28 protein-coding genes and 1 tRNA gene are annotated in these 26,096 nt (G+C 63.9%); 14 read left to right on the forward strand and 15 right to left on the reverse strand.

Annotated features, from left to right (window positions below):
* A complete protein-coding gene (locus ACEXP3_RS00565) occupies positions 1 to 861 on the forward strand; it encodes an aminoglycoside phosphotransferase family protein (protein WP_377295531.1) in 861 nt (286 codons plus the stop codon).
* A 77-nt stretch (positions 862 to 938) separates the two neighbouring features.
* A complete protein-coding gene (locus ACEXP3_RS00570) occupies positions 939 to 1,766 on the forward strand; it encodes a DODA-type extradiol aromatic ring-opening family dioxygenase (protein WP_377295532.1) in 828 nt (275 codons plus the stop codon).
* A gap of 8 nt (positions 1,767 to 1,774) precedes the next feature.
* Here ACEXP3_RS00570 and ACEXP3_RS00575 read toward each other — a convergent pair whose 3' ends face one another.
* The gene (locus ACEXP3_RS00575; protein WP_377295533.1) at positions 1,775 to 2,869 is read right to left on the reverse strand and encodes a COX15/CtaA family protein; all 1,095 of its coding nucleotides are present in this window, start codon (positions 2,867 to 2,869) and stop codon (positions 1,775 to 1,777) included.
* 141 nt (positions 2,870 to 3,010) lie between these two features.
* Here ACEXP3_RS00575 and ACEXP3_RS00580 point away from each other — a divergent pair, with 141 nt between their 5' ends.
* Positions 3,011 to 3,220: a DUF2842 domain-containing protein gene (locus ACEXP3_RS00580; protein WP_210102882.1), complete on the forward strand. Its 210-nt coding sequence runs from the start codon at positions 3,011 to 3,013 to the stop codon at positions 3,218 to 3,220.
* 186 nt (positions 3,221 to 3,406) lie between these two features.
* Positions 3,407 to 4,636: a GNAT family N-acetyltransferase gene (locus ACEXP3_RS00585; protein ID WP_377295534.1), complete on the forward strand. Its 1,230-nt coding sequence runs from the start codon at positions 3,407 to 3,409 to the stop codon at positions 4,634 to 4,636.
* Positions 4,637 to 4,654: 18 nt separating this feature from the next.
* Here ACEXP3_RS00585 and ACEXP3_RS00590 read toward each other — a convergent pair whose 3' ends face one another.
* Entirely contained in the window at positions 4,655 to 6,787 is a 2,133-nt protein-coding gene (locus tag ACEXP3_RS00590; protein ID WP_377295535.1) for a GumC family protein, read from the reverse strand.
* A 198-nt stretch (positions 6,788 to 6,985) separates the two neighbouring features.
* On the opposite strand from ACEXP3_RS00590, the gene ACEXP3_RS00595 reads away from it, so the two are divergent.
* From ACEXP3_RS00595 to ACEXP3_RS00630, 8 genes are all read left to right on the forward strand, one after another.
* Positions 6,986 to 7,564, forward strand: a complete 579-nt coding sequence (locus ACEXP3_RS00595) for a polysaccharide biosynthesis/export family protein (protein ID WP_377295536.1) — start codon at positions 6,986 to 6,988, stop codon at positions 7,562 to 7,564.
* Positions 7,565 to 7,567: 3 nt separating this feature from the next.
* Positions 7,568 to 8,725 carry a glycosyltransferase family 4 protein gene (locus ACEXP3_RS00600; RefSeq protein ID WP_377295537.1) on the forward strand — a complete coding sequence of 386 codons (1,158 nt, stop codon included), beginning with the start codon at positions 7,568 to 7,570 and terminating at the stop codon, positions 8,723 to 8,725.
* Positions 8,726 to 8,835: 110 nt separating this feature from the next.
* The gene (locus ACEXP3_RS00605; protein ID WP_377295538.1) at positions 8,836 to 10,380 is read left to right on the forward strand and encodes an undecaprenyl-phosphate glucose phosphotransferase; all 1,545 of its coding nucleotides are present in this window, start codon (positions 8,836 to 8,838) and stop codon (positions 10,378 to 10,380) included.
* Positions 10,381 to 10,385: 5 nt separating this feature from the next.
* On the forward strand, positions 10,386 to 11,627 hold the full coding sequence (locus ACEXP3_RS00610; RefSeq protein WP_377296047.1) for an O-antigen ligase family protein: 1,242 nt from the start codon (positions 10,386 to 10,388) through the stop codon (positions 11,625 to 11,627).
* Between the two features lie 31 nt (positions 11,628 to 11,658).
* Positions 11,659 to 11,946 carry a helix-turn-helix domain-containing protein gene (locus tag ACEXP3_RS00615; protein ID WP_377295539.1) on the forward strand — a complete coding sequence of 96 codons (288 nt, stop codon included), beginning with the start codon at positions 11,659 to 11,661 and terminating at the stop codon, positions 11,944 to 11,946.
* Positions 11,947 to 12,215: 269 nt separating this feature from the next.
* On the forward strand, positions 12,216 to 12,365 hold the full coding sequence (locus ACEXP3_RS00620; RefSeq protein WP_210102888.1) for a hypothetical protein: 150 nt from the start codon (positions 12,216 to 12,218) through the stop codon (positions 12,363 to 12,365).
* A 105-nt stretch (positions 12,366 to 12,470) separates the two neighbouring features.
* Positions 12,471 to 12,659 (forward strand): hypothetical protein, encoded by a 189-nt coding sequence (locus tag ACEXP3_RS00625; RefSeq protein WP_377295540.1) that lies wholly within the window; start codon positions 12,471 to 12,473, stop codon positions 12,657 to 12,659.
* Positions 12,660 to 12,743: 84 nt separating this feature from the next.
* A tRNA-Pro gene (locus ACEXP3_RS00630) sits at positions 12,744 to 12,820 on the forward strand.
* Between the two features lie 192 nt (positions 12,821 to 13,012).
* Here ACEXP3_RS00630 and ACEXP3_RS00635 read toward each other — a convergent pair.
* The 6 genes from ACEXP3_RS00635 to ACEXP3_RS00660 all read right to left on the reverse strand — a co-directional run bounded on the left by ACEXP3_RS00635 (position 13,013) and on the right by ACEXP3_RS00660 (position 17,400).
* On the reverse strand, positions 13,013 to 13,549 hold the full coding sequence (locus ACEXP3_RS00635) for a MerR family transcriptional regulator (RefSeq protein WP_210102891.1): 537 nt from the start codon (positions 13,547 to 13,549) through the stop codon (positions 13,013 to 13,015).
* A gap of 175 nt (positions 13,550 to 13,724) precedes the next feature.
* Complete coding sequence (locus tag ACEXP3_RS00640) at positions 13,725 to 14,063, reverse strand: integration host factor subunit alpha (protein WP_210102892.1); 339 nt, start codon at positions 14,061 to 14,063, stop codon at positions 13,725 to 13,727.
* 86 nt (positions 14,064 to 14,149) lie between these two features.
* Positions 14,150 to 15,121 carry a beta-ketoacyl-ACP synthase III gene (locus tag ACEXP3_RS00645; protein ID WP_377295541.1) on the reverse strand — a complete coding sequence of 324 codons (972 nt, stop codon included), beginning with the start codon at positions 15,119 to 15,121 and terminating at the stop codon, positions 14,150 to 14,152.
* A gap of 19 nt (positions 15,122 to 15,140) precedes the next feature.
* Entirely contained in the window at positions 15,141 to 16,190 is a 1,050-nt protein-coding gene (plsX, locus tag ACEXP3_RS00650; protein WP_377295542.1) for a phosphate acyltransferase PlsX, read from the reverse strand.
* Positions 16,191 to 16,285: 95 nt separating this feature from the next.
* Positions 16,286 to 16,852, reverse strand: coding sequence for a YceD family protein (locus ACEXP3_RS00655; protein WP_377296048.1), 567 nt, complete (start codon positions 16,850 to 16,852; stop codon positions 16,286 to 16,288).
* On the reverse strand, positions 16,852 to 17,400 hold the full coding sequence (locus tag ACEXP3_RS00660) for a ubiquinol-cytochrome C chaperone family protein (RefSeq protein ID WP_377295543.1): 549 nt from the start codon (positions 17,398 to 17,400) through the stop codon (positions 16,852 to 16,854). Before ACEXP3_RS00660 ends, ACEXP3_RS00655 begins: the two co-directional genes overlap by 1 nt.
* A gap of 274 nt (positions 17,401 to 17,674) precedes the next feature.
* Between ACEXP3_RS00660 and ACEXP3_RS00665 the strand changes: the two genes are divergently transcribed.
* A complete protein-coding gene (locus tag ACEXP3_RS00665; RefSeq protein WP_210102897.1) occupies positions 17,675 to 18,166 on the forward strand; it encodes an outer membrane protein assembly factor BamE in 492 nt (163 codons plus the stop codon).
* 114 nt (positions 18,167 to 18,280) lie between these two features.
* Here ACEXP3_RS00665 and ACEXP3_RS00670 read toward each other — a convergent pair whose 3' ends face one another.
* The 4 genes from ACEXP3_RS00670 to ribH all read right to left on the reverse strand — a co-directional run bounded on the left by ACEXP3_RS00670 (position 18,281) and on the right by ribH (position 22,786).
* Positions 18,281 to 20,419: a sodium-translocating pyrophosphatase gene (locus ACEXP3_RS00670; protein WP_377295544.1), complete on the reverse strand. Its 2,139-nt coding sequence runs from the start codon at positions 20,417 to 20,419 to the stop codon at positions 18,281 to 18,283.
* Between the two features lie 192 nt (positions 20,420 to 20,611).
* A complete protein-coding gene (locus tag ACEXP3_RS00675) occupies positions 20,612 to 21,835 on the reverse strand; it encodes an MFS transporter (protein WP_377295545.1) in 1,224 nt (407 codons plus the stop codon).
* A 12-nt stretch (positions 21,836 to 21,847) separates the two neighbouring features.
* Positions 21,848 to 22,327: a transcription antitermination factor NusB gene (gene nusB, locus ACEXP3_RS00680; protein ID WP_377295546.1), complete on the reverse strand. Its 480-nt coding sequence runs from the start codon at positions 22,325 to 22,327 to the stop codon at positions 21,848 to 21,850.
* 3 nt (positions 22,328 to 22,330) lie between these two features.
* Positions 22,331 to 22,786, reverse strand: a complete 456-nt coding sequence (gene ribH / locus ACEXP3_RS00685) for a 6,7-dimethyl-8-ribityllumazine synthase (protein WP_377295547.1) — start codon at positions 22,784 to 22,786, stop codon at positions 22,331 to 22,333.
* A gap of 168 nt (positions 22,787 to 22,954) precedes the next feature.
* On the opposite strand from ribH, the gene ACEXP3_RS00690 reads away from it, so the two are divergent.
* On the forward strand, positions 22,955 to 23,491 hold the full coding sequence (locus tag ACEXP3_RS00690; protein ID WP_377295548.1) for a GNAT family N-acetyltransferase: 537 nt from the start codon (positions 22,955 to 22,957) through the stop codon (positions 23,489 to 23,491).
* A 25-nt stretch (positions 23,492 to 23,516) separates the two neighbouring features.
* On the opposite strand, the gene ACEXP3_RS00695 is transcribed toward ACEXP3_RS00690, so the two are convergent.
* The 3 genes from ACEXP3_RS00695 to nrdR all read right to left on the reverse strand — a co-directional run bounded on the left by ACEXP3_RS00695 (position 23,517) and on the right by nrdR (position 26,095).
* The gene (locus ACEXP3_RS00695; RefSeq protein ID WP_377295549.1) at positions 23,517 to 24,131 is read right to left on the reverse strand and encodes a riboflavin synthase; all 615 of its coding nucleotides are present in this window, start codon (positions 24,129 to 24,131) and stop codon (positions 23,517 to 23,519) included.
* On the reverse strand, positions 24,113 to 25,537 hold the full coding sequence (gene ribD / locus ACEXP3_RS00700) for a bifunctional diaminohydroxyphosphoribosylaminopyrimidine deaminase/5-amino-6-(5-phosphoribosylamino)uracil reductase RibD (protein ID WP_377296049.1): 1,425 nt from the start codon (positions 25,535 to 25,537) through the stop codon (positions 24,113 to 24,115). Before ribD ends, ACEXP3_RS00695 begins: the two co-directional genes overlap by 19 nt.
* Before the next feature lie 78 nt (positions 25,538 to 25,615).
* Entirely contained in the window at positions 25,616 to 26,095 is a 480-nt protein-coding gene (nrdR, locus tag ACEXP3_RS00705) for a transcriptional regulator NrdR (protein ID WP_210102905.1), read from the reverse strand.
* Between the last annotated feature and the right edge of the window lies 1 nt (position 26,096).

A 26,096-nucleotide genomic window follows, 5' to 3' on the forward strand; every position in this document is an offset into this window, starting at 1 on the left:
ATGGACGAGGGCCCGCAGCCCGCTGAAGCGCTGCTGCGCGCCGATCTCATGGCTGCCTGGCGGCTGCAGGCGCCGAGCCTGCTTGCCGATACGCATTCGAGCCTGCTCTATCGCGTGACACGCACCGATGGCCGCGGCGCGATCCTCAAACTGCTGAAGCCCGAGGGGCTTGGCGAACGCGCAGGCTTTGCCTATCTCGGCTGGCGCGACGGCCTGGGCGCCGTGCGTCTGCTGGAGCAGACGGATGATGCCTGCCTGCTGGAGGATGCCGGCCACCAGAGCCTTGCCGACCTGCACAGAACGGCAGGTGACGACGCCGCAACGCCGATCCTCTGCGAGCTTCTGCCGCTGCTGCATGCGCCGTCCGACCGGGTGCCGCCGTCGGATCTCATCCCGCTGGAGCGGCATTTCCGCAGCCTGTTCCAACTCGCGGAAAAGGACGGCCCGTACCGGGAGATGGCGGTCTGGGCAGCCTGTCACGCCCGCGAGCTCATCGATCACCAGAGGCGGCAGATCCCGCTGCATGGCGACCTGCACCATGACAATGTGATGCGGGACGCAGGCGGCAACTGGCGCGTCATCGACCCGCAGGGGCTTTTCGGCGATCCGGCCTATGAGGTGGCCAATGTTTTCGGCAATCCCGGCGGCGCGCATCTGTTCGACCCGGGCCGCGTGATGCGGCTCGCCAAAACCTTCGCCCCGGTGTTGGGCTGCGAGCCCCTGACCGTGCTGCGCTACGCCGGCGCCCATGCCATGCTGTCGACCGCCTGGTCGCTCAACGAACCGGACAACGCGAATGCGGCGGAGAATATCCGTGAGCGGGTCGCCGTTGCAGGCTATGTTCGTTCACTGATCGCGTAACAATCTGTTTGAAATTTGTGTTGTAGTGTGAACAGCAGATCGTCGCTATGATCGTGTCAGGATCGGAGAGCACTTTCATGCCACAAACGCGGTTTCCCGTTTATTTCATCCCCCATGGCGGTGGCCCCTGGCCCTTCATGGAGTTTCCGAAGGACAGCGCGGGCAAGGGCCCATGGGACGAACTGGGCGCCTTCCTGCGCGGACTGGAGGGAGAAATCGGCCGGCGTCCGAAGGCGGTTCTGGTCGTTTCCGGCCACTGGGAGAAGGAACCGGTGCCGACGCTCAGCACTGCGCCGAAGCCGCCGATGCTGTTCGACTACTATAATTTCCCGCCGCATACCTACGAACTTTCCTACCCAGCGATGAACTCGCTGGAGCTTGCCGCCCGCGCGCGTCAATTGCTGTCGGACGCGGGTATTGCCTCGGCGGAAGATCCGGCGCGCGGCTTCGACCACGGCGTCTTCATTCCCTTCATGCTGATCTATCCCGATGCGGATGTGCCGATCACCATGATTTCGCTGAAGAACACGCTCGACGTGGAAAGCCATGTGGCGATCGGCGAGGCGCTGGCACCGCTGCGCGACGAGGATGTGCTGATCATCGCCTCGGGCATGACCTATCACAACATGCCGAAATTCCGCAAAGCCGATGCCGAGCATGTGGCCGAGGCGGTGCGCTTCGACGACTGGCTGGCCGATGTGATTGCCGAGCCCGACCCGAAGGCCCGCGCCGGCCGTCTGGCGACCTGGCAGGACAATCCCGATGCGAGGGCCTGCCATGTGCCCGACCATGACCATCTGGTGCCGCTGTTCGTGGCGGCAGGTGCTGCCGGCGGCGATCAGGGCGCCCGCATCTTCACGACGGATTTCCTCGGCAAACCCTATTCGGCCTATCGCTTCGGTTAATACCAAGCTCAGAGGCGGCGCGGCACCGCCTCGTCGCGGGGGAATTCACCGTAAAAGCCACGCCAGTGGCTGATGGCATAGGCGAGCACGATAAGGCCACCTGCCTGATGCAGCAGCCCGGCCTCGATCGGTACGTGCGTCAGAAGCGTGATGATGCCGATCGTCGCCTGGGCGCAGACAAGACCGAACAGCACCATGGCGCCCTTGGCATGCGTGCTGCCTGGCGCCTTGTTCACCGAAACGATCATGTGGATGAAGGTGAGCGTCAGCAGCAGATAGGCGCCGCAGCGGTGGACGAACTGCACCGTCTTGGGGTTTTCGAACAGGTTGATCCAGGCCGGCGTGTGGGTGAACAGATCGCCCGGAACCAGCGCGCCATCCATCAGCGGCCAGGTATTGTAGGAAAAGCCGGCATCGAGCCCTGCCACCAGCGCACCGAGATAGATCTGGAACAGCACGAGGAAGGCAAGGCCGGCAGCGGCCAGATGCGACTTCGGCGTCGGCGGCACATCGACCTTCTGCGGTGTGAGCCCGCGCATGATGAAGGTGGAGGCGGCAAAGATCAGGCAGGCGATGGTCAGATGCGTGGCCAGCCGGTACTGCGAGACATCGACGCGCTGCGTGAGGCCCGACGAAACCATCCACCAGCCGACAAAACCCTGAAAGCCGCCAAGCGCCAGAAGCCCGACCAGCGGCCAGCGCAGCCGCTTCTCGACGCGGCCCGTCAGCCAGAAGTAGGCGAGCGGCAGGGCAAAGACGAGGCCGATGGCGCGCGCCAGCAGCCGGTGCGCCCATTCCCACCAGAAGATCGTCTTGAACTCGTCGAGCGACATGCCGCGATTGATCTGCTGGTATTGCGGAATCTGGCGGTAAAGCTCGAGTTCCTCTTCCCATTCCTTCACAGAGAGCGGCGGAATGACGCCGTGGATCGGCTTCCATTCGGTGATCGACAGGCCCGAATCGGTGAGCCGCGTGGCACCGCCGACCAGCACGAGACAGAAGAGCGTGAACAGCACGACCTGCAGCCAGCGCCGAAGCGCGGTGCGATTTTCCGCCACGCGGCGGTCCGTGCCGCCAAGGCCGATGACATCCGAGGTCGCCATGTGATCTCCTGCCTGTTGCAAGCCTGACATTTATCAACATTGTCCGCTTGCCGTTGATTTGCCTGAGGCGCCGGTGCAAAACAAGCCCTTGCGGTTTGCGGCATGCCGTCGCGCCCCTTAAAGACCAGAGCGAGGATCACGATGCCCCTGCGGCTCAAAAAGTTCATCGGCACCATCCTCATCATCATCCTCGTGCTGACCTATGCGCTGCTCGCCACAACCATCGCCTCGCTGACGCTCGCAGCCTCGCCCTGGTGGGTGCATTTCCTCTATTTCCTGCTCACCGGACTGTTGTGGATCCTGCCGGCCATGCTGATCATCAAATGGATGGCCGGCCCGCGCCCGCGCTAGAGTATTTCAGGACGGAAAACCGTTTCACGCTTTTCCTGGAAATGCTCTAAGCGCGCATTTACCCTTCCTTCACCACGGGCGGCGGCTGCAGGGCCCAATGCGCACCTGATAAACATCTTGTTTCCCCAGACCTTCTAGGCTGCGCCGGTTGAGACGGATCCGGCATCAGACGAAGGAATGGAAATGATGGCGCAAGACCTTGTCCTGGAAGCGGACGCGGGCCGGGACAGCGCCGCAGCAAAGGCCATTCCCGTCGAGCAGGCTCGCATGGGAGACATGGTTCTGTCGCTGGCCGAGCGGATGGAGGATCTCGAGCCCGCCTGGCGCCGGCTGCAGGCGCTGCCGCGCAATTCGCTGCATCAGGGTTATGACTGGTGCAAGGCGTGGGCTGACAGTGCGGGCTCTGAGCTTGCGCTGGTCGAGGGACGGATCGATGGCCGCACGGTGATGATCCTGCCGCTGGACATCCACAGGCGTGCCGGCCTGCGCATCGCCTACCCCCCGGCGCATGGCTACAACAATTTCAACAGCGGTCTGTTTGCGCAGGATTTTCAGCTGACGGCGCAGGAGCAGGCGCAGTTCTGCAGAAAACTTGGCCAATGCCTTGCCGGTCGCGCCGACCTGGTGGTGATCGATGCGGTGCCGCTTGTCTGGCGCGGGCTTCGCCACCCTTTCGCCGATCTCGCCACCATTCCCCACCCGAACAATTCGTTCCAGCTGCCGATCCTCGACACGTTCGAACGGACGCTCAGCCAGCTGAACGCCAAGCGGCGGCGCAAGAAATTCCGCATCCAGACGCGCCGGATGGAAGAGGCCGGCGGCTTTGAACACTACATTCCGGCCACGCGCGACGAGAGCCATGCGCTGCTTGATATTTTCTTTGCCCAGAAGCGCCGGCGCTTCGAGGCGCATGGCCTGCCGGATGCCTTTGGCCGGCCGGCGGTGCGCGCCTTCTTTCACGCCCTTCTCGACGCGCCGGCGAATGGCTCTGACCAGCCGCTCTTCCTGCATGCGCTGAGGCTTTCGGGCGATGCGGAAAAGCCGGTCGTTGCGGTCTCCGGCATGTCGCGCAAGGGCGACCACCTGATCTGCCAGTTCGGCTCCATCGACGCGGTGCGGGTGCCAGACGCCAGTCCCGGCGAACTGTTATATTGGCTGATGATCGAGCAGGCGGGGGCGCAGGGCATCGGCCTGTTTGATTTCGGCGTCGGCGACCAGGGCTACAAGCGCAGCTGGTGCCCGGTGGAAACGGAACTGTCCGACATCCTCATACCGCTCACGGCAATGGGCCGGCTGGCGGCCCGTCTCCATGCCGGTGTCGTGCGCCTGAAGGGCCGCGTCAAGCGGAGCCCGATGCTCTACCGGCTGCTGCAGCGGCTGAGGGCCGGCAAAGGCCGTGCCGATTCCGAGGCGTGACCGGCGGCCGCAAGGCCGTCAGGCGGCATCGCGACCCCGGCGCCTTGGATCATCCGACGGATCGGCCATCATCACCAGCGCGTCCGGATAGCCGGCCGTGGCATAGCGCGCGGACACGGCCGCGATTTCGTCGGCGGATGCATTCGCCACCGACAGAATGACTTCGGCGGTGCTTGCCCGTGTGAGGCGCTCGAGCATGGTCATGTCGGTCGCGCCGCAATCGACGAGGACGATTTCATAGGCGCCCGCAAGCGCATCGATGATCATGCCGAGGCGGTCGGCGGCGCGCATCGCCTCGACCGGATCGGCATTTCCGGCCGGGATGATGTGGACGCCGGACAGGCGGTCCGGATGAATGGTGTCGCCAAAGGCTGCAGCACCGCAGAGAAGATCGGTAATGCCCGGCAATTGCGCCGACTGCGCCATCAGGCGGGTGGCACAGGCCGTGCCCGACAGATCGAGAAGCACGACGGAGCGGCGCGCGCCGGCGAGGTGGCGCGCCAGGCTGACGGTCGTCGCCGAGCCATCGTCACCCTTGGGCGAGACGATGACCGCCAGCGCATCGCGACGGCGCATCAGATAATCGCTGACCGATGCCAGACCGGATGGCTGAACGCCGTCGCTTGGGAGGCCGGACAGAGCGAGCTCCGGAAGGGGTGGCGGGATCGGCACCGGACCTGCTGTTTTTTCCTGAAGCACCACGACCGGCTCCGCCACGGCCGGCGCCGGTTGCAGCGGCCGGGCGGCCGGAAGCCGGCTCTCCGTCGGACGCAGGCCGCGGCCGGAAAACAGCGCAACGACGATGATGCCGATCACCTGCAGGAGAAGGCTTGCGAGCGCAATGACGATGGTGATCGGGATCACCTTCGGGAAATAGGGCTCGGGCGGCTCCATCGCAGTCGAGACGATACGCGCATCGGCGGGCGTTGAATTGCCATCGACGCGCGAGGCGGCGGCCCGGTAGCGGGCGAGATAGGTTTCGAGCAGCTGGCGTTCGGCGGCAGCCTCGCGCTCGAGCGCCCGAAGCCCCACTTCCTCTTCGCCGGCCTGCGCCGACTGGGCCTTCAGACCACTCAGCTGCTGCATCAGCTCCTGTTCACGCAGGCGTGCCACGGAGGCTTCGTTTTCGAGGCTGGCGAGGATCTTGCGGCTTTCCGTCTCGATCTGCCGGCGGATGCCGGCAAGCTGCGCCCGCAGCGCCTTCAGCCGCGGGTGGCCGTCGAGAAGCGCGATGGACGCCTGGGCGATCTCGCCCTCCACCTGCGACTGGCTTTCCTTCAGCCGCTGGATCATCGCGGAGCCGACGATATCGCCCAGCGTATCATAGCCGCTGCCGGCCTGCAGGGCCGCGCGCACGTTCTCGGCACGCGCCTGCGCATTGGCGCGCTCGCCGCGCACGCGGGCAAGCTCGCTCGACATGCCGCTCAGCTGCTGTGCGGTAAAACTGGTATTGTCGCTCGACTGGAAGAGGCCCGCCGAAGCCCGGTAGTCGGCGACCTTCTTTTCCGCATCCGCCACCCGGGTGCGAAGGGTGGCGATTTCCGGCTCCAGCCAGCCGGCTGCCTGCGAATGCGTGTCGCGCTTGGCGCCGCTCTGCATGGAGAGATAGAGATCGGCCATGCGGTTGGGAATGTCGGCCGCAAGTTTCGGATCCTGCGAACTGAATTCGATCGCGATGACTCGCGACCCCTCCAGCGGATAGACCTGCAGCTTGTCGCGGAAGGTTTTCACGATGCGGTCTTCTGCCGGAAGCGAAAGCGGGTTCTGCTTGAGCCTCAGAAGCGCCAGCGGATCCGGCAGCAGCGAATAGGCCTCCGGATCGAATTCCTTGCGCGAGGCCAGATCAAGATCGCGCACGATCTGGCGGATAAGATCGGCCGACTGCAGGAGCTGGGCCTGGCTTGCAATGTTGAGCTGGTCGAGAACCGGTTCGCTCGCCCCCTGCCCCGTCTCTCCGGTCACGCCCCCGCGCGCTTCGATGAGGATGCGTGTCTCGGCCTTGTAATCGGGGGTGAGCAGGCTCGACACCCCGAAGGCAAGCACTGCAGATAGCGCCGTGGTCGCGACAATGCGACGCCGCCTTTGCCACACTGCGGCAAACAGCTGTCCGATATCGATATCCGCATCCTGATGGCCATCAATGCCGGACATCACGCACTCCCATTCCATGTCATCGGCGGAGATTATGCGATCATGGTAACCCCGACGTTAATGGGTGAATAAGAATGTTCGCACACACGAACTGAGCGGGGCTTGCGTGCAAAACTTGCACAGGTTCTTTACCCGCCATTAACCATAACCGGAGGATAAGGATGACACTTGCCCTTCCCATCCGGAGTTACCCGCGACATGCGGTTTGCACGACAAAGACCTGTTTTGTCCATGGCTCTTGCGGCCTGCATTTCGGCAGGTCTTGCCAGCTGCTCGTCCTATGCGCCGGCACCGAAGGCGTTTCACGAGGCAACCATCCAGCCCTACCGGCTGGACAGCGGCGACCGGCTGCGGGTGACCGTTTTCGAGCAACCGAACCTCTCCAACACCTATACGGTGGACCAGGCGGGCTATCTCTCCTTCCCGCTCGTCGGCCAGGTGCCGGCACGCGGCCAGACGATCGCGGCGCTGGAAGGTGCCATTGCCGCAAAGCTGAAAAAGGGCTTTCTGCGCGATCCGGACGTCACCATCGAGGTCGACCGCTACCGCCCCGTCTTCGTGATGGGTGAGGTTGGCCGCCCGGGACAGTATTCCTATGTGCCGGGGATGACGGCGCAGAATGCCATTGCCGTTGCCGGCGGCTTTACCGCGCGCGGCAACCAGCGCGACATCGACGTGACACGCAAGATCAACGGAGAGGTTCTGACGGGCCGCACCACGATTTCGAGCCCGGTTCTCGCGGGCGACACCATCTATGTCCGCGAACGGCTGTTCTGATCCATGGATGCCGGCCGGCCGCTTCGCATCATTCACTGTTTCCGCTCGCCGGTCGGCGGCATCTTCCGGCATGTGCGCGATCTGGTGGAGGAACACCACGCCGCCGGCCACGAGATCGGCATTCTCTGCGACAGCTCGACGGGCGGGGCGCATGAGGAAAAGCTTTTCGAGGCGATCCTGCCCAAGCTGTCGCTCGGGCTGACGCGCCTCCCCATCCGGCGCTCCATCAGTCCTTCGGATCTGGCGGCGCTCTACAGAAGTTACAGGCATATCAAAAGTTTGCGGCCGGATGTCTTGCACGGTCACGGCGCCAAGGGTGGCGTCGTCGCAAGATTGATCGGCTCAGGTCTGCGGGTGAACAGGTATTGCGTAGCCCGCCTCTATTCGCCGCATGGCGGCAGCCTGCATTACGACCGGGCAAAGCTGTCCGGCCAGGTGGTGCTGCGGCTCGAACGCTTCCAGGAGCGGCTGACCGACAGCCTCGTCTTCGTCTGCGATTACGAGAGACGCACCTATGCGGCAAAGGTCGGAACGCCGAGAACGGCGTCGCAGGTGATCCTGAACGGCATCAGCGACACGGAATTTTCGCCCGTGCCGGCAGCCCCGGATGCGGCCGATTTTCTCTATATCGGCATGATGCGCGACCTCAAGGGACCGGACGTGTTCATCGATGCCTTTGCCCGCACCGAGCGTGCGCGGGGGCGGCCGCTTGCGGCCGTGATGGTGGGCGACGGTCCGGACAAGGAGCGCTACCAGGAGACCATGACGCGGCTCGGCCTTGGCCGGCGCATCCGCATGCTGGACGCCATGCCGGCGACGCAAGCCTTTGCACTTGCCCGCACCGTGATCGTGCCCTCGCGCGCCGAGGCCATGCCCTATATCGTGCTGGAGGCGCTCGCGGCCGAAAAGCCGCTGATCGCCAGCCGCGTCGGCGGGATTGCGGAAGTTCTGGGCAGTGACAGCCGGGCCCTTGCCATCCCCGGCGATGCGGCGGATCTGTCTGCCCGCATGGTGGAGACAATGACCGAACCCGGCTGGCAGGCCGAGGTCATGCCGAAGCCGGAAGCGTTTCGCGCCACCTTTTCCGCCTCCGTGATGGCGCGCGACATGCTGGCGCTCTATCGCAGCCTTCAGCGTAACGCCCCCGCAAAGCTTTCTTAGCTTCTTGCTGCTAATGCTCGGCCAAGCCGCCCCGTGCGACCCCGTGCCCGCGCGCGGAGGCCGGACGCGGGCGCCAAGGGCGCTTTGATGACGGGCGGGATCTACAGACGATGAGCGAACCGGCACAACAGGACGACCGGGCCCGTGACACCGTGGCGGAGCGCCTGCGCCGCAGCCCTGCGGTGGCGGCAGATACCGGAGCCGCAGACGCCGCGCAGCTCAACCCGTTCGCCCGCGAGATCGCCGAGCAGTTCCGCCAGACCGCAACCGCGCCGGCGCTTCTGATCGGCCAGATCCGCCTCCTGGAATTCCTGCTGCTGCTCGCGCTCAACCTTGCCATGGGACTTGTCTTCGGCGAGGAGACATTCCTTATGCACGCCGGCCTCAGCGCCGGTTGCGCCGGCCTCACCATTCTTCTCCTGCAGATCACGGATGCCTATCAGATCCCGTCGCTGCGCGCGGCTGGCCGCATGACGCGCCGGATCGTTGCCGCCTGGAGCATCGGCTTCCTGGTTCCGCTCGCCGGTGTCTGGCTTGGCCTTGCCGGCGCCTTCCCCTCGACCTTCCTTGCGATCTGGTATGGCGCGGGCCTGCTGCTGCTTCTGGCGCTGCGCCGGCTGATGGCCTTTGCCATTCGCCACTGGGCGCGCAACGGCACCATGGAGCGGCGCGCCGTGATCGTCGGCGGCGGCAAGCCGGCGCGCGATCTCGTGCGGGCGCTGGAGCGGCAGGCCGACAACGACATCCGCATCTGCGGCATCTTCGACGATCGCGGCGATGACCGCTCTCCCGACGTGGTGGCAGGCTACCCGAAGCTCGGCACCTTTGCCGAACTGGTGGAATTTGCCCGGCTGGCCCGCATCGACATGCTGATCATCGCGCTGCCGGCAACGGCCGAAGAGCGCATCCTGCAGCTGGCGCGCATGCTCTGGGTGCTGCCGGTGGATATTCGCCTTGCAGCGCATGCCAGCCAGCTGCGCTTTCGGCCACGCGCCTATTCGCGTATCGGCACCGTGCCGATGCTCGACATGTTCGACAAGCCGCTGCGCGATTGGGACGAGGTGGCCAAGCGCATCTTCGACATCGGCTTTTCGCTTTTGGCGCTCGCCCTTGCCTGGCCGATCATGCTGGCCGCCGCGATTGCCGTGAAGGCAAGCTCGAAGGGGCCCGTGCTCTTCGTGCAGAAGCGCCATGGCTTCAACAACGAGGTCATCAACGTCCTCAAATTCCGGTCGATGTATACGGAAATGTCGGACCCTACGGCAAAGCGCGCCGTGACGAAGAACGATCCGCGCGTCACCCCTGTCGGGCGCTTCCTGCGCAAATCCTCGCTGGACGAGCTTCCGCAGTTCTTCAACGTGCTGCGCGGCGAGCTCTCGCTTGTCGGCCCTCGCCCGCACGCCGTGCATGCCCAGACCGGCGACCGGCGCTATGTCGACGTGGTGGAAAGCTATTTCGCCCGCCACCGGGTGAAACCCGGCGTCACCGGCTGGGCGCAGATCAACGGCCTGCGCGGCGAACTGGACAGCGACGACAAGATCCGCGCCCGCACCGCCTTCGACCTCGACTATATCGAGAACTGGTCGCTGCTGTTTGACCTGAAGATTCTCTTCCTCACGCCGATCCGCCTTCTCAACACGGACAATGCCTATTGAGCCCGCTGGTGCCGGAACAGCTGCCGGAGCGGGTATTTTACCCGCAAAGGGCAGCGCTGCGGCTGATCGGCTCGGCGCTGCTCGCCCTCGGCGTCTTCCTCTCGGGCTTCGTCATTTCGGAGCCTGCGCCCTACGAGCTGATGCTCTCGGTGCAGATCGCCCTGTTTTTCCTCGCCGGGCTTAAAATCTCGCGGGCGGTCGGGCCGCTTCTCATCCTGCTTCTGCTGTTTAACGTCGGCGGCATGCTGTCGCTGATGGTGATGGCGGATCTGTCCGGCGCGCCGATGTATATGGCGGTGTCGCTGTTCCTGGCGCTCACCGCCGTCTTTTATGCCGCCATGATCGAGGACGACCATCGCCGGCTGGGGCTGATCTTCCGGGCCTGGGTTGCGGCTGCGGTGATCACGGCGCTGCTGGGCATTCTCGGCTACTTCCATGCCTTTCCCGGCGCAGACGTGTTTACGCTCTATGACCGGGCGAAGGGCGCCTTCCAGGACCCGAATGTCTTCGGCCCCTATCTGGTCGCTCCAGCGCTCTATCTGATGTACCGGCTGCTGACGGGCGGGCTTGCCGCAGCGCCGCTGACGCTTGCGGGCCTGCTGGTGCTGACGCTTGGCATCTTCCTGTCTTTTTCGCGCGCCGCCTGGGGCCTCTATCTGTTTTCGGCGCTGGCGCTCATTGCCGTCATGTTGCTGAAGGAACGTACGGCCGCCTTCCGGCTCAAAATCTTCACGCTGGCGCTTGCCGCCCTGCTTCTCGCCATGCTGTCGGTGGGGCTCGCCCTGCAGTCGAAGAAGGTCTCCGACCTCTTCCTCAACCGCGCCAAGCTGGTGCAGGATTATGACGGCGCGCGGCTTGGCCGTTTCGAACGCCACAAGATGGGCTTCCTGATGGCCATGGAGCGGCCGCTCGGGCTCGGCCCCATGGTGCTTGGAAAAATGTTCGGCGAGGACGAGCACAATATCTGGCTGAAATCGCTCACCACCTATGGCTGGCTCGGCTTCGTGTCCTACCTTCTGCTGGTGTGGTCGACGCTTGTCATCGGCTTTCGCGCCCTCCTGCGCGACAGACCCTGGCAACCCTACCTGATGATCGCCTGGATCGTGCTGGCCGGCCATACCATGATCGGCAATGTCATCGACCTCGACCACTGGCGCCATGTCTATATGCTGTTCGGCCTGATCTGGGGCTGTTTCGCCCTGGAACAGGCGCATGGCCGCAAGGCTTCGGCAGCGCATCCGGCTTGACTTTGCCGCAGACCGTTCCACATTTTGAAGCATGATCACAGCAGAGCAAATTCGCGCCGCGCGCGCCATGATCGGGATGCCGCTTGAGACACTCGCCCGCGAAAGCGGCCTGTCCGTTTCCGACGTCGAAGGCCTCGAACGCGGGGTGGCGGTGGGGGTCGATACGGCGCGCCTGCGCCAGTGCCTGGAACATCATGGCATCGTGTTCCTCGCCACCGGTGAGGACGATCCGGGCGTCGGGCCCGGTCTTCGCCTGCGCCACGCCCCCGCCGACGAAGGCATGCGCCCGGAAAACCTCAACGCCGATAACGACGGCTAAGGCGAGCGAAACGCTTCGCTTTCCCGAAAAAGAGCGAGCAGCGGCCGAAGTGCCGCCGCGTCCCCTTGCCTGCGCCGAAAATTGCGCGGCTCGGCGCAGCCGTCCCGCATCCCGAAATCTCCCCCTGCCCTGTCCTTTCGTGAGCAGCTCCCCTCGGTGTCCTGTAAGTCCCGCCGTGCAAAAAATCCTTTTCAACCGGGCCGTCGAATGCGCGGGAACAAAATCGCCGGATCGTCGTTGTCGCACGCAAATTACGAAAAGGATTTCCCATGGCACGCAGCAACAGCCTCTACTTCGTCATCGGTGCCCTCGTCATCGCGGTGGCCGGTCTTGGTGCCTATGTCATCCGCGAGGAGACGAAGCCCAAGGGCGTCGAGATGAGCATCACCGGCAACGGCGTCAAAGTGGAACAGAATTGATTTCCCGCAAGGAACCCCGTTTGCGTAGGTGCAAATATTCGGATATACAATCAACCGGGGAATAAATGAAAGCTTCAACGGCTTTCCAACAAAAGAGGGTGGCAGATGACCAAGCATATCGACCAGCAATCGACGGAAAAATCCGCGTTCAAGAAGGTCTGGAACGTCAGCGAATTTGCGCGACGCTACCGGCTGGATGCGCGCGAGGAAAACCGTCTGTTAAAGCTGCTCGGTCCGTTTGCCTCCGAACAGGAACTGCTGATGAACGCCACCCGCACGCCGATCTTTCGCTAGGCATTCTTTCCACAGCCCGCCACTTTTGCCCTTGCACCCTGCGCGGCAAGTCAGTAATGAGAGCGTGCTTCGAAAGAAGCGGGTCGGGGCGTAGCGCAGCCCGGTAGCGCACTTGACTGGGGGTCAAGGGGTCGTCGGTTCAAATCCGGCCGCCCCGACCAATTTAAAGAACCGCAGCATCCCCCAGATGTCGGTTCACTCTCTCCCAGAAAGACAAGCTTCTTCCGCCACGGGGCAATAGCCAGCGCGGCAGGCATTGATACGCCGACGCCTCACTCGCAGGCAGACGGCCACAGTCGTGTGTCAGGCGGCCACATCGGCGCAAAAATCGAAAATCTATGGCGAAACAGGAATCAGCGAACCTGATCGAGCAGGCGCTTGCATTCCAGAAGGTCGAACAGCGCTTCCTGCAACAGCGCGCGGTCTTCCTTGGCAATCGAGCTTTTGCCGATGGAGACTTCCAGCCCGTCATCCTCCGAGCCGCCGCCGAAGCCGAAGAAACGGCCACTGGGCTTTGCCTTCGGGCGCCCGACGATCTGGTCGTCCTCGGGATTGGCAACCTTCGGTTCGGCCGGGCGGTCGCTGTTGGCCGCCATGATGGCTTCCATCGTGGCAAGATCGCCGGACGCGATGGCGGAGACGAACTTGTTGCCATTGGTGCGCAAGAGCTTCTGCACGCCCTTGATCGTATAGCCATGGTCGTAGAGCAGGTGGCGGATGCCTTTCAGAAGATCGACATCTTCCGGGCGATAGTAGCGGCGCCCGCCGCCGCGCTTCATCGGCTTGATCTGCGGAAACCGGGTTTCCCAGAAGCGAAGCACGTGCTGCGGCAGGTCGAGGTCGTCGGCAACTTCGCTGATGGTGCGAAAGGCGTCCGGGCTCTTGTCCACGTCTTCATCTCCGGCAGTCAGCGACTCAACGCCACGTCAAATGTATTCGTCAGACCGCATTTCAACGGTTTGCAGCGTCGAACTCAAGCGATTTGAGAGAGAATGAACAGCTAAGTGGCCGCAGGCTCTGCGATGCCGGGACAGATAGACCGGCCGGACTGAAAAGGCAGGCCGATCAGCTTGCCGGATTCGCGGGCTTGGCCTTCGCCTTGCGCTGCAGATGCGACTTCAGGATGCGCTGCTTCAGCACGTTGGAGGCCTTGAACGTCATCACCCGGCGCGGCGAGATCGGCACTTCTTCACCGGTCTTCGGATTGCGGCCGATGCGCTCGTTCTTCGAGCGCACCTGGAAGGTGGCGAAGGAGGAGAGCTTGACCATCTCGCCCCGCACGATGGCGTTGCAGATCTCGTCGATCACCGTTTCGACAAGCTCGGCCGACTCGGTCCGCGAAAGACCGACCTTGCGAAATACCGATTCCGCCAAGTCTGCTCGTGTCACTGTCTTGCCGGCCATGAGCCCCGCCCGTCAAAGTTCGATTTCAAACGCGTGCAAACTCTATGTCCCTTGGAGTTCGGGGTCAAGCGCTTGTAAACACGAGATTACCAGCGAACGAGCAGCGCCCCCCAGGTGAAGCCGCCGCCCATGGCTTCCAGCATCACCAGATCGCCCTTCTTGATGCGTCCGTCCGCTGCCGCCACCGAAAGCGCCAGCGGAATGGAGGCGGCCGAGGTGTTGCCGTGCAGGTCGACGGTGACGACGACCTTTTCGGTCGGAATGCCGAGCTTCTTGGCCGAGCCATCGATGATGCGGCGGTTGGCCTGGTGCGGCACCAGCCAGTCGAGGTCGTCGGCGGTGGTGCCGGTCGCCGTAAAGGCCGCCTCGATGACGTCGGTGATCATGCCGACGGCATATTTGAACACCTCACGGCCTTCCATGCGCAGATGACCGACGGTGCCCGTGGTGGAGGGGCCGCCATCGACATAGAGCTTGTCCTTGTGGGAGCCGTCCGAGCGCAGATGCGCCGTCAGGACGCCGCGATCGGCAATCGTTCCCTCGCTCTCCTGCGCTTCGAGAACCAGCGCGCCCGCACCATCGCCGAAGAGCACGCAGGTGGTGCGGTCCGTCCAGTCGAGAATGCGCGAGAAGGTTTCCGCGCCGATGACCAGCGCGCGCCTCGCAAGACCGGCCTTCAGATGCGCATCAGCCGTCGCCATGGCATAGACGAAACCGGTACAGACGGCCTGCACGTCGAAGGCATAGCCCTGCGTCATGCCAAGCCGGTTCTGGATATTCACCGCCGTTGCCGGGAAGGTGTTGTCGGGCGTCGATGTCGCGACAATGACGAGATCGATATCGGCGGGCGTCAGGCCGGCCTTGTCAAGGGCCGCGCGCGCCGCCTGCTCGCCAAGGGAAGCCGTGGTTTCGCCTTCGCCGGCGATGTAACGCTGGCGGATGCCGGTGCGCTGCACGATCCAGTCGTCAGACGTTTCCACCAGGCTTTCGAGTTCCTTGTTGGTGACCTGGCGCTGTGGCAGCGCGGCACCGAATCCCAGAACCACTGAACGGATCATGCGCGTCATTCCTGATTCCTTACGCCGCTTCTTCCGGACCTGCCGGCGGCAGACGGCGGGCATGATAGTCTTTGAGATCCTGCAGGATCTTGTCATTCAACTGATTGCGCACCATGTCATAGCCGACGTCGATGGCAGAGGCATAACCTTCCGCATCCGTGCCGCCATGGCTCTTGATGACGATGCCGTTCAGCCCGAGAAAGACGCCGCCATTGACCTTGCGCGGGTCCATTTTCTCGCGCAGGCGATCGAAGGCGCCCTTGGCGAAGAGATAACCGATCTTCGACATCAGCGTGCGCGACATGGCAGACCGCAGAAGCTCCGCCATCTGCTTGGCGGTGCCTTCGGCGGTCTTCAGCGCGATATTGCCGGTAAAGCCTTCGGTCACCACCACATCGACCACGCCGCGGCCGATATCGTTGCCCTCGACAAAGCCGTGATAGGCGATGGTCGACAGGTTCGCCTCGCGGATCATGCGGCCGGCCTCGCGCACCTCTTCCTGTCCCTTGACCTCCTCGACGCCGACATTGAGGAGGCCGACGGTCGGGCGCTCGATCTCGAAGAGCGAGCGGGCCATGGCGCCGCCCATAAGGGCAAAATCGAGCAGCTGTCGGGCGTCCGCCCCGATGGTGGCGCCGATATCGAGCACGATGCTTTCGCCGCGCAGCGTCGGCCAGATGCCGGCAATGGCCGGACGCTCGATGCCGGCCATGGTGCGCAGGCAAAATACGGCCATGGCCATCAGCGCGCCGGTATTGCCGGCGGAGACGGCCACATCGGCATCGCCGCTTTTGACCGCATCGATCGCCCGCCACATGGACGAGACATGCCGGCCGCGGCGCAGCGCCGCACTCGGCTTCTCATCCATGGTGATGGCGACGTCACAATCGTGAAACACCGTCTTTGCGGCAAGTTTTGGATATTTCGCAAGCAGCGGCTCGCACACCGCCTTCTGCCCGAAAAGCAGGAAGGTCACATCCGGGTGCCGGTCGAGCGCCTTGGCCGCGCCGGGGATGACGACTTGCGGACCAAAATCGCCGCCCATGGCATCGAGAGATATCCTGATCACGCGTTCCTGATCCTTCTGTCCCGCGCTTGGCGAAATCGCGGCCAAAATACTGTTTCTGCCGCCGCATACAACTCATTGCTGGAGAAATGCAAACGCTATTCCTTGGTTTTCCAGTCCTTGAGCACGGCAAAGGGGTTCGGCTTGCCCCCGTTTGGCGTGTCGTCGGCCTCGATATGGTCGGCAAATTCCGAGCCAGGCTTGCGCGGGTAAGGGTTGATCGCAAGCGCTGCAAACTCCGCCACCACAGCACCGGCATCGATCGTATCGCCGACGAAGGTCTCGGGAAGGTCGGGGCCTTCCGGATCGAGCACCATCTCGGCCGTATCACTGGTGATCAGGCGGGCAAGCTTTGAACCTTCCGGCACGAAGATCTGTTCCAGAACCTCGTCGATATCGGCTTCCACCGGCTCCAGCGTCACGACGCAGGCCTGCACGATATGGGCCTCGACTCGGCCCTTCAGCCGGACGCCATCCTTCTTCCAGCGGGCAATCTGCAGATCGGCCTTCAACGACGTGACCGACAGCACCTGCCACAGCTCGGCAAGCGCCGCACGCTCGCGCTCATCCGCCTCGACATGGACGGTGACGGCATTGGCTGAAATATGGCCGACCTTGACCAGATAGGAAAAGGGCGGCTTTTCGCTGGGATCGTGCGGTGTCATCATGACTGTTCTTTCTTTCCGGGCTCAGGCAGCGTCAGAAGGCCACGCGCGATATCGTCTTCGGTGACGGCGGCAAGCGCGACCTGCGCCCGCATCATCCAGCCACCCAGACCATCCATCGACGGGGCATCGGCGTCCGAGGGATAAAAATTGCGCCGCAAGGCGGCAGACAGAGCCGGCGCATCGCCGGCCTCGAGGGCTTTTCCATAGGATTCCAGCCGGCCATAGAACATGCCGGCGAGCTTCTTCATGCGCTTCGGCACCGCCTGATCGCCAATGCCCAGTTCCCGGATCGAATGGTCGATGTCCTGGAAGAAGGCATCCATGATCTCCTGGGCCAGTTCCTGACCGCTGATGCCCGACTTCGCCGTGCGGCGGAAAAACAGGATCATCACCACGGACAGCATCTCGAACCGGCCCATCACCGTGTCCGGCACATCAAGATCCGTATAGAAGAAAGGAATGCGGGCTGCCGAGGTCAAGCTGGCATATTGCCGGTCGACGATGGCGCGATTGCGATTTTTCTTTGCGAAAAGACCGAAGATCATGAAAGCCTGCACTTCTTGGCCGCCAAAGCGGATGCTGGTCAAGCCAGCCGTGTTGCATGGAAACGAAAGCTGGTTTACCGAAGCAGGCACGAATTGCAATGCCGTTCCGGCGTCGCAGCGATGAGGCGGGCGGATTTCAGGCCCTCGCCGACCGAAACATGCCGGTGTTCGCGGAATAGCCACAATGCTATCGCAGCACGGACCAACCGGTTGGCGGGATGGAACACATGAGGACAGGGTGTTGAAGAAGCAGGTGTTTGGGTCTCATTTGGGTATGGCCGGCAAGGCTGCGATCGTGGCGGTCACCGTGACACTGGGACTGTCCGGCTGCACGACGGGGATCGGCGAAACCCTGCACAACGGCTACGTGCTGGACAAGGATGCGCTGGACCTGACGCCGGAAGGTTCGAGCCGCGAGCAGGTTCTGCTCTCCATGGGCACCCCCTCGACGACCGCGACCTTCGACGGCGAAGTGTTCTACTATATCTCTCAGAAGCGCGAACGGCCGGTGGCCTTCATGAAGCCGCGCCTTGTTGAACAGACCGTGGTGGCCTTCTACTTCAACAAGGATGGCGTGGTTGCCCGGCGCGCCGTCTATACGCTGAAGGACGGCCAGGTGTTCGACACGATTTCGCGCACGACGCCGACGGGCGGCCGCGACCTCACCTTCCTGCAGCAGCTGCTGTCCGGCGGCACGGGCGGTGGTGCCGGTGCGGCGGCCAACACTTTCCGCAATATGATGGGCGGCGGCAACAACGGCATGTAAGCGGCATCGGGGGCGCCCTGCCCCGACGACCGATGCGCAAGAAACCGACATACGAAAGGCCCGCGGCTTCGTTTCAAAGCCGCGGGCCTTTTTTTCAATGCTGAGCGTCAGGCGTCAGGCCGCCAAGATCGCCAGCAGCAGCAGCGCCACGATATTGGTGATCTTGATTGCCGGATTGACCGCCGGGCCTGCCGTATCCTTGTAGGGATCGCCCACCGTGTCGCCGGTGACGGAAGCCTTGTGGGCGTCCGAGCCCTTCAGATGCCGCTGGCCGTCCTTGTCGACAAAGCCATCCTCGAAGCTCTTCTTGGCATTGTCCCAGGCGCCGCCGCCGGACGTCATGGAAATGGCGACGAAAAGGCCGTTGATGATGACGCCGAGCAGCGAGGCGCCGAGCGCCGCGAAGGCCGAGGCCTTGGAGCCGGAAATCAGGAGAACGCCGAAATAGACGACGACCGGCGCCAGCACCGGCAGAAGCGACGGCACGATCATTTCGCGGATCGCGGCCTTTGTCAGGATATCCACGGCGCGGCCGTAATCCGGCTTCTCCGTGCCGGCCATGATGCCCGGGCGGTTGCGGAACTGGGCGCGCACCTCCTCGACGATCGAACCTGCCGCCCGCCCGACGGCCGTCATCGCCATGCCACCGAAGAGATAGGGAATGAGGCCGCCAAAGATGAGGCCGGCCACGACATAAGGATTGGCCAGGCTGAAGGAGATATCGCCGACATCGGCGAAATACGGATACTGCGCCCCGTTTGCGGCGAAATAGGCAAGATCGTTCGCATAGGCGGCAAACAGCACCAGCGCGCCAAGGCCGGCCGAGCCGATGGCATAGCCCTTGGTGACGGCCTTGGTGGTGTTGCCGACCGCATCGAGCGCGTCGGTCGACTTGCGCACTTCCGGCGGAAGGCCCGCCATTTCCGCGATGCCACCGGCATTGTCGGTGACGGGGCCGAAGGCATCGAGCGCCACGATCATGCCGGCAAGGCCGAGCATGGTGGTGACGGCGATGCCGGTGCCGAAGAGGCCACCGAGCTGATAGGTGGTGATGATGCCGCCGACGATGACGATGGCCGGAAGCGCGGTTGATTCGAGCGACACCGCCAGCCCCTGGATGACATTGGTGCCGTGGCCGGTGACGGAGGCCTGCGCGATGGAATTGACCGGGCGCTTGTTGGTGCCGGTATAATATTCGGTGATCACCACGATGAGCGCGGTGACGACAAGGCCGAGGATGCCGCAGAAAAACAGGTTGGTGCCGGTGATATCCATGCCGGCGACCGTGCCGATCGAACCCCAGCCGATGGTGAAGGACGTGGCAACCGCAAGGCCTGCGATCGACAGAGCGCCGGTGGCGATCAGCCCCTTGTAGAGCGCGCCCATGATGGAGCCGTTGGTGCCGAGCTTCACGAAGAAGGTACCGGCAATCGAGGTGAGGATGCAGACCGCGCAGATGGCCAGCGGATAGGCCATGATGACCCCGAGCGTCGGCACACCGGCAAAGAAGATTGCCGCGAGAACCATGGTGGCAACGACGGAGACGGCGTAGGTTTCAAAGAGGTCTGCCGCCATGCCGGCGCAATCGCCGACATTGTCGCCGACGTTATCGGCAATAGTTGCGGGATTGCGCGGATCGTCTTCCGGGATACCGGCCTCGACCTTGCCGACAAGGTCGCCGCCGACGTCAGCGCCCTTAGTAAAGATGCCGCCGCCGAGACGGGCGAAGATGGAGATGAGCGAGGCACCGAAGCCGAGAGCCACCAGCGCATCGATCACGTGCCGGCTGCCCGGCGCATTGCCGAGACCGTAGACCAGGATGGCGTAGTAGATGGAGACGCCGAGAAGTGCGAGGCCTGCCACCAGCATGCCGGTGATGGCGCCGGACTTGAAGGCGATGTCGAGGCCGGCGGCAAGGCTGTGCGAGGAGGCCTGGGCCGTGCGCACATTGGCGCGCACCGACACATGCATGCCGATAAAACCGGCCGCCCCTGAGAGAACCGCGCCGATGACGAAACCGATGGCCGCAAGCCCGGACAGAAGCGCCCAGGTGCCCACAGTCACCACCGCGCCGACGATGGCGATGGTCATATACTGGCGCGTGAGGTAGGCCTGCGCCCCCTCCCGGATATAGCCGGCAATTTCCTGCATGCGCGCGTTGCCCTGATCGGCCGCCAGCACCGAGCGCGTTGCCCAGGCCGCATAAGCGATCGACAGGAGACCGCAAACGATCACACCCACTATCACTGTCATACGATTTTCCTCTCCCAAAATACCGGCCACAGCCTGTGTGCCGGACGAGAACCGCGCGCCTCCCCTCCCAAGGAGCCTGTGACACGGTTCACCACCCAAGAGTGCGGTGATGAGGAAAGGGCGTCAAGGGTTTACCCGGCAAGGGTTGCTCAACAGCCTAACTTCGTCTGTATTTGAAGGATGTGAGGCAGATCAAACGGCGCGCGAGGGCTTCTGCCGGAGAATCAGCGCGCCGATCAGCAGCAGGCAGAGGATGGCAACCGGCCAGATGGCAAGGTTGATGAAGGACCAGCCATAGGAGGTGAAAACCTTGCCGGAGGAAAAGGACGACAGGGCCACCGAGCCGAACAGCACGATATCATGAAAGCCCTGCACCTTGTCGGCCTCGTGGGGGCGATAGGTGGAGGCGATGATGGCGGTGGAGCCGATGAAGCCGAAATTCCAGCCGATGCCGAGCAGCACCAGCGCACCCCAGAAATTCCAGAGCTCGATGCCGAGATGGGCAATGACGGCGCAGGCCATCAGCGTGACGAGCCCGAGCGCCACGACCCGCTCTGCCCCGAGCCGCGCGATGATCATGCCGGTAAAGAAGCTCGGGCCGAACATGGCCAGCACATGCCACTGAATGCCGAGCGTGGCGAGTTCCGTCGGAAAACCGCAGCCCACGACCATGGCAAGCGGCGCCCCGGTCATCACGAAGGTCATCAGCGCATAGGTGCCGATGCCGCAGATCATTCCGGTGGCGAAGCGCTGCGTCGCGACGATTTCGCGCAGCGGCCGTGCCGCACCGCTCTTTTCCGTCACCTTCGCCGGCTGCGGCAGCTTCAGGAAGGCAAGAATGGCGATGGCGATGAGGCTCAAGGGCAGGATCGCGAGGAACGTGCCGGCAAAGGTGACCGGCGAAAAGAGATCCTTGGCCCAGATGGCCAGCTGCGGGCCGATGATGGCCGAGACGATGCCGGCGCCGAGGATCCAGGAAATCGCCTTGGGCTTGAACATCGAGGGCGAGGCATCGGCGGCGGCAAAGCGGATCTTCTGGGTAAAGCCGCCGCTGATGCCGATCATCATCAGGCCAAAGGCGAACAGCCAAAAATTGCCGTTGAACAGCGCGATGGCGGCAAGCGTGCCGCCACAGGCACCGATCAGCGCCCCGGTCATGAAGGCGGCCTGGCGTCCGAGAACGCGCGAGACAAGGGCAATGCCGATCGCGCCAAGCGCAGTTCCGACATTAAAGCCGGTGACCGGTGCCGTCGCCAGCGACTTGTCGGCGGCAAGCAGCTGGTAGCCGGCCAGTGCGCCGACGGAGATGGACAGAGGGGCTGCCGCCCCCATCACCGCCTGGGCGCCGGCCAGAAGGAAAACATTGCGGCGCGCCGCCGAAAGCTGCCGTTCCAGTCCCTCGCCGCCCGTATCCATCTGCCTTACCGCCTATTTCCTGGCTTCGACCCGAACCTGCTTTGCAATGCGATCGAGAACCGCATTGACGATCTTGGGCTCTTCGCCGTCGAAGAAGGCCTGCGCGATCTCGACATATTCCGTCACGATGACCGCGACCGGAACATCCTTGCGCTCGAGGATCTCGAAGGTGCCGGCGCGCAGGATGGCGCGCAGCGTCGAATCGAGGCGCGACAGCGGCCAGCTTTCGAGAAGCGAGGAGCGCACGAGCGGATCGATCTTCGTCTGGTCGCGCACGACGCCCGAGACGATGGAGCGGAACCAGGACGGATCGGCCTTCAGATAGGTGTCGCCGTCGAGCTCCTGGCCCAGACGATGCGCCTCATATTCCGCCACGACTTCCAGAACGCCAGTGCCGCCGATATCCATCTGGTAAAGCGCCTGCACGGCCGCCAAACGGGCCGCGCCGCGCTGGTTGGCCGGTTTTACCGGCTGCTGCAGATCCTTCGCCATGGCTCAGGCGCCCAGCTTTTCGCGAAGTTCGATCATGGAAAGCGCCGCGCGCGCCGCAAAGCCGCCCTTGTCCTTCTCGCTCTTCTTGACGCGCGCCCAGGCCTGATCGTCGTTTTCGACGGTCATGATGCCATTGCCGATGGCAAGCGATTCCGACACGGCAAGATCCATCAGGGCACGGGAGGATTCGTTGGAGACGATATCGAAGTGATAGGTCTCGCCGCGAATGACCATGCCGAGCGCGACAAAGCCGTCATAGTTGACGCCGCCCTGCTCGGCCGCGTCAAGCGCCATGGCAATCGCCGGCGGGATCTCGAGCGCGCCTGGAACCGTCACCACGTCATAGGTCGCACCGGCTTCGGTGAGCGCGGACGTCGCGCCATCGAGCAGCGCATCGGCCATGTCGTCATAGAAACGAGCTTCGACAATGAGGAGGTGAGGCTTCAAAGAATCGGTCATGGGTCGTCCTGGTCGCAATTCTGCGAAATGATCTGTTGGGAATTGCGGCGGTCAAACCACGCCACGCGCGCCTTGGCAAGCGATTTTCGAGTTTGGCTGCTGTTCAGCGCGCCCGCAGGTCCTATAGAAAGGCGCCAAAGCCTGCCATTGTTCAACCGGAATGACCTCATGTCCCCGATCCCGACGATCGAAACGCAGCGTTTGACGCTTCGCCCCCACCACCTTGATGACTTCGACAGTTTTGTTGCGCTCTGGGCCGATCCGGCCGTTTCGCTCTATGTGGGCGGCAGGCCGGCGACGCGCGAGGAAGTCTGGCAAAAGCTGATGCAGCGCACCGGCATGTGGCACCACATGGGTTTTGGCTTTCTGGTCATCGAGGAGAAAGAAAGCGGAAAACTGGTGGGCGAAGCGGGCTTTCACGAGGCGCGCCGCCCGCTCACTCCTTCGATCGAGGGCACGCTCGAAACCGGCTGGATGGTTTCGCCCGAGCATTGGGGAAAAGGCTATGCCAGCGAGGCGGTGGCCGCCCTCATCGCGTGGGGCGAGCAGAATTTCAGCGCCATGGACATGAGCGCCATCATCCATCCCGATAACGGCGCCTCGCTTGCCGTGGCGCGCAAGGCCGGCTTCTTCGAAATCGCCCGCACCGAATACAAGGGCCCGTGCGTGGTTCTCCTGCGCCCACGCCGGGAAGACGCCGCCTGAGGCGGCGGCGTAGCCTCAGTCTGCCTCAGCGGCTTGCCGGAAACTCCGCAAGGCGTGCGGCATAGCGCGCCATCGTATCGACTTCGAAATTGACGAAATCGCCGGCCTTGAGATCGCCCCAGGTGGTAACTTCCAGCGTGTGGCGAATGAGCAGGACATCGAAATCAGCGCCATCAACGGCATTGACGGTGAGCGAGGTGCCGTCCAGCGCGACGGAGCCTTTTGGCGCGACGAAACGGGCCAGCGCCTCGGGCGCGCGCAGGCGGATGCGCACGGCCTCGCCTTCGGCGGTGATCGACAGTACTTCCGCCTTGCCGTCGACATGGCCGGAGACGATATGGCCGCCCAGTTCGTCGCCGATCTTCAGCGCCCGTTCCAGGTTGATGCGGCGCCCGGGAGCCCAGGAGGAAATCGTCGTCAGGCGCAGCGCCTCTTCCCAGGCTTCCACCTCGAACCAGCGCTCGTTGCTGCCGTCCTCGGGCAGTTTCGTCACCGTCAGGCACACGCCCGAATGGGAAATGGAGGCGCCGATATCGATGGTTTTCGGATCATAGGCGGTGTTGACGCGAAGGCGCACGCCCTCATCGAGCGGCGAGAGGTCGGCGACAGTGCCGACATCGGTCACGATACCTGTAAACATTGAAAGTCCCTCTCATATTCCGAGCAGCAGTCCTCGCCGAAGCGAAGCCGGCGGACGGCGCTGTATTCCTGCGGGATATCGGTGCGGGCAAGCGGCGATTCAATGCCGCCCTCGCCGATCTCGACCGGCCCTTCGAGAAGAAGGATGCGATCCACCAGCCCGGCCTCCAGGAAGGCGCGGGCAACAGTGGCGCCGCCCTCCACCAGAACGGAGGACAGGCCGCGCGTGGCAAGCGCCGTCAGAAGCGATGCGAGATCATCTACCTCAAGGATTTCGACCCCGGCCTCGACCAGATGCTGGCGGCGGGTGGAAAGTGCCTGCGCGGTGTCAGACGCCGGCGTTGGTGCAGGTGCGGCATCGGCTGACGGATGGGCCGGCGTCGGCGCAAGTACGCCCTCGGCCGATGGATACGCAGGCGTCGGTGCAAGCGCGCCCCCCTCTGCCCTGCCGGGCATCTCCCCCACGGAGGGGGAGATCAGGGAGGACATGACCTGCCCGTCTGCAGGCGTGCGTGCGGCGGAAACGGCTGACGGGTTCGCGGAAGTGGGGTGCGGGGTGGCGGACGAAGCTTGCGCCGAGGGGGCGGAAGCGGCGTGGGGGCTATTGGGGGACGGACGCGCTGGCGGCGGGGTGATCTCCCCCCGTGTGGCGGAGATGCCCGGCAGGGCAGAGGGGGGTGTGCGCAGCGCAGCCACGATGACCGGGACATTGCGCGCGCTCTTCACCAGCTTCGACGTCAGCGGCAGGCGCAGGTGGTGGTCGAGCACGATGCGCATCGGCGAGCGATGCTCCAGCCCGTGCAGACGCACCGTCAGTTCGGGATCATCAGCGATCGCCGTGCCGATGCCGACGAGGATGGCATCCGTTTCGGCCCGCAGCGCCTGCATGTTGGCGCGCGAGACGGGTCCGGTAATGGCGACCTGCCCGGCCCCCGTGCGGCCGATCATGCCATCCTTCGACACGGCAAGCTTCAGCGTTACATGCGCCCGCGCGCGGGTCTGGCGCATCAGATAGGCGGCAAGCGTCCGGCGACCTTCGGCCTCCAGCACGCCCGTCTCCACGGTGATGCCGGCCTCGCGCAGAATGGCAAACCCGCGACCGGAGACACGCGGATCGGGATCGGCAAGGCACACGACCACGCGGGCGATGCCGGCGGCGACCAGCGCATTGGCGCAGGGCGGCGTGCGGCCATAATGGGAGCATGGTTCCAGCGTGACATAGGCGGTGGCGCCGCGCGCCGCCTCCCCCGCCTTGGCAAGCGCCTGGGTTTCGGCATGCGGGCGACCGCCGACGGCGGTCACGGCAGCGCCGATGATGACGCCGTCCTTGACGATCACACAACCGACGGAGGGATTGGTGCCGGTCTGGCCGGTGTGCTGGCGCGACAGCGCAAGGGCTGCGGCCATGAAGCGCTGGTCGTCCGAATAATTGTCGTCAGCATCCGGCCCCAAGGGCCGGCAATCTGCGGCCGCCCCGCCCATGGCTCAGGAATCCACGGTGGAATCGCGGCCGATACGGGCGCTGATCTCGGCAATCACCTTTTCGAAATCCTCCGCATGGGAGAAATCGCGATAGACCGAGGCGTAGCGGACGAAGGCCACGTCATCGAGGCTTTTCAGGGCCTCCAGAACCTGAAGGCCGATCTGTTCGGACGAAATCTCGCTTTCGCCCGAACTTTCGAGCCGCCGCACGATGCCCGACACCGCCCGCTCGATGCGGTCGTTGTCGACGGGCCGCTTGCGCAGCGCGATCTGGAAAGACCGCACCAGCTTGTTGCGGTCGAAAGGCACCTTGCGGCCGGTCTTCTTCGTCACCATGAGCTCGCGCAACTGCACGCGCTCAAACGTGGTGAAGCGACCGCCGCAATCGGGGCAGATGCGCCGCCGGCGGATGGAGGTGAAATCCTCGGCCGGACGCGAATCCTTGACCTGGCTGTCTTCGGAACCGCAATAGGGGCAGCGCATC

This window comes from Neorhizobium fuzhouense, from assembly GCF_042611105.1.
GTDB classification, from domain to species: domain Bacteria; phylum Pseudomonadota; class Alphaproteobacteria; order Rhizobiales; family Rhizobiaceae; genus Neorhizobium; species Neorhizobium galegae_A.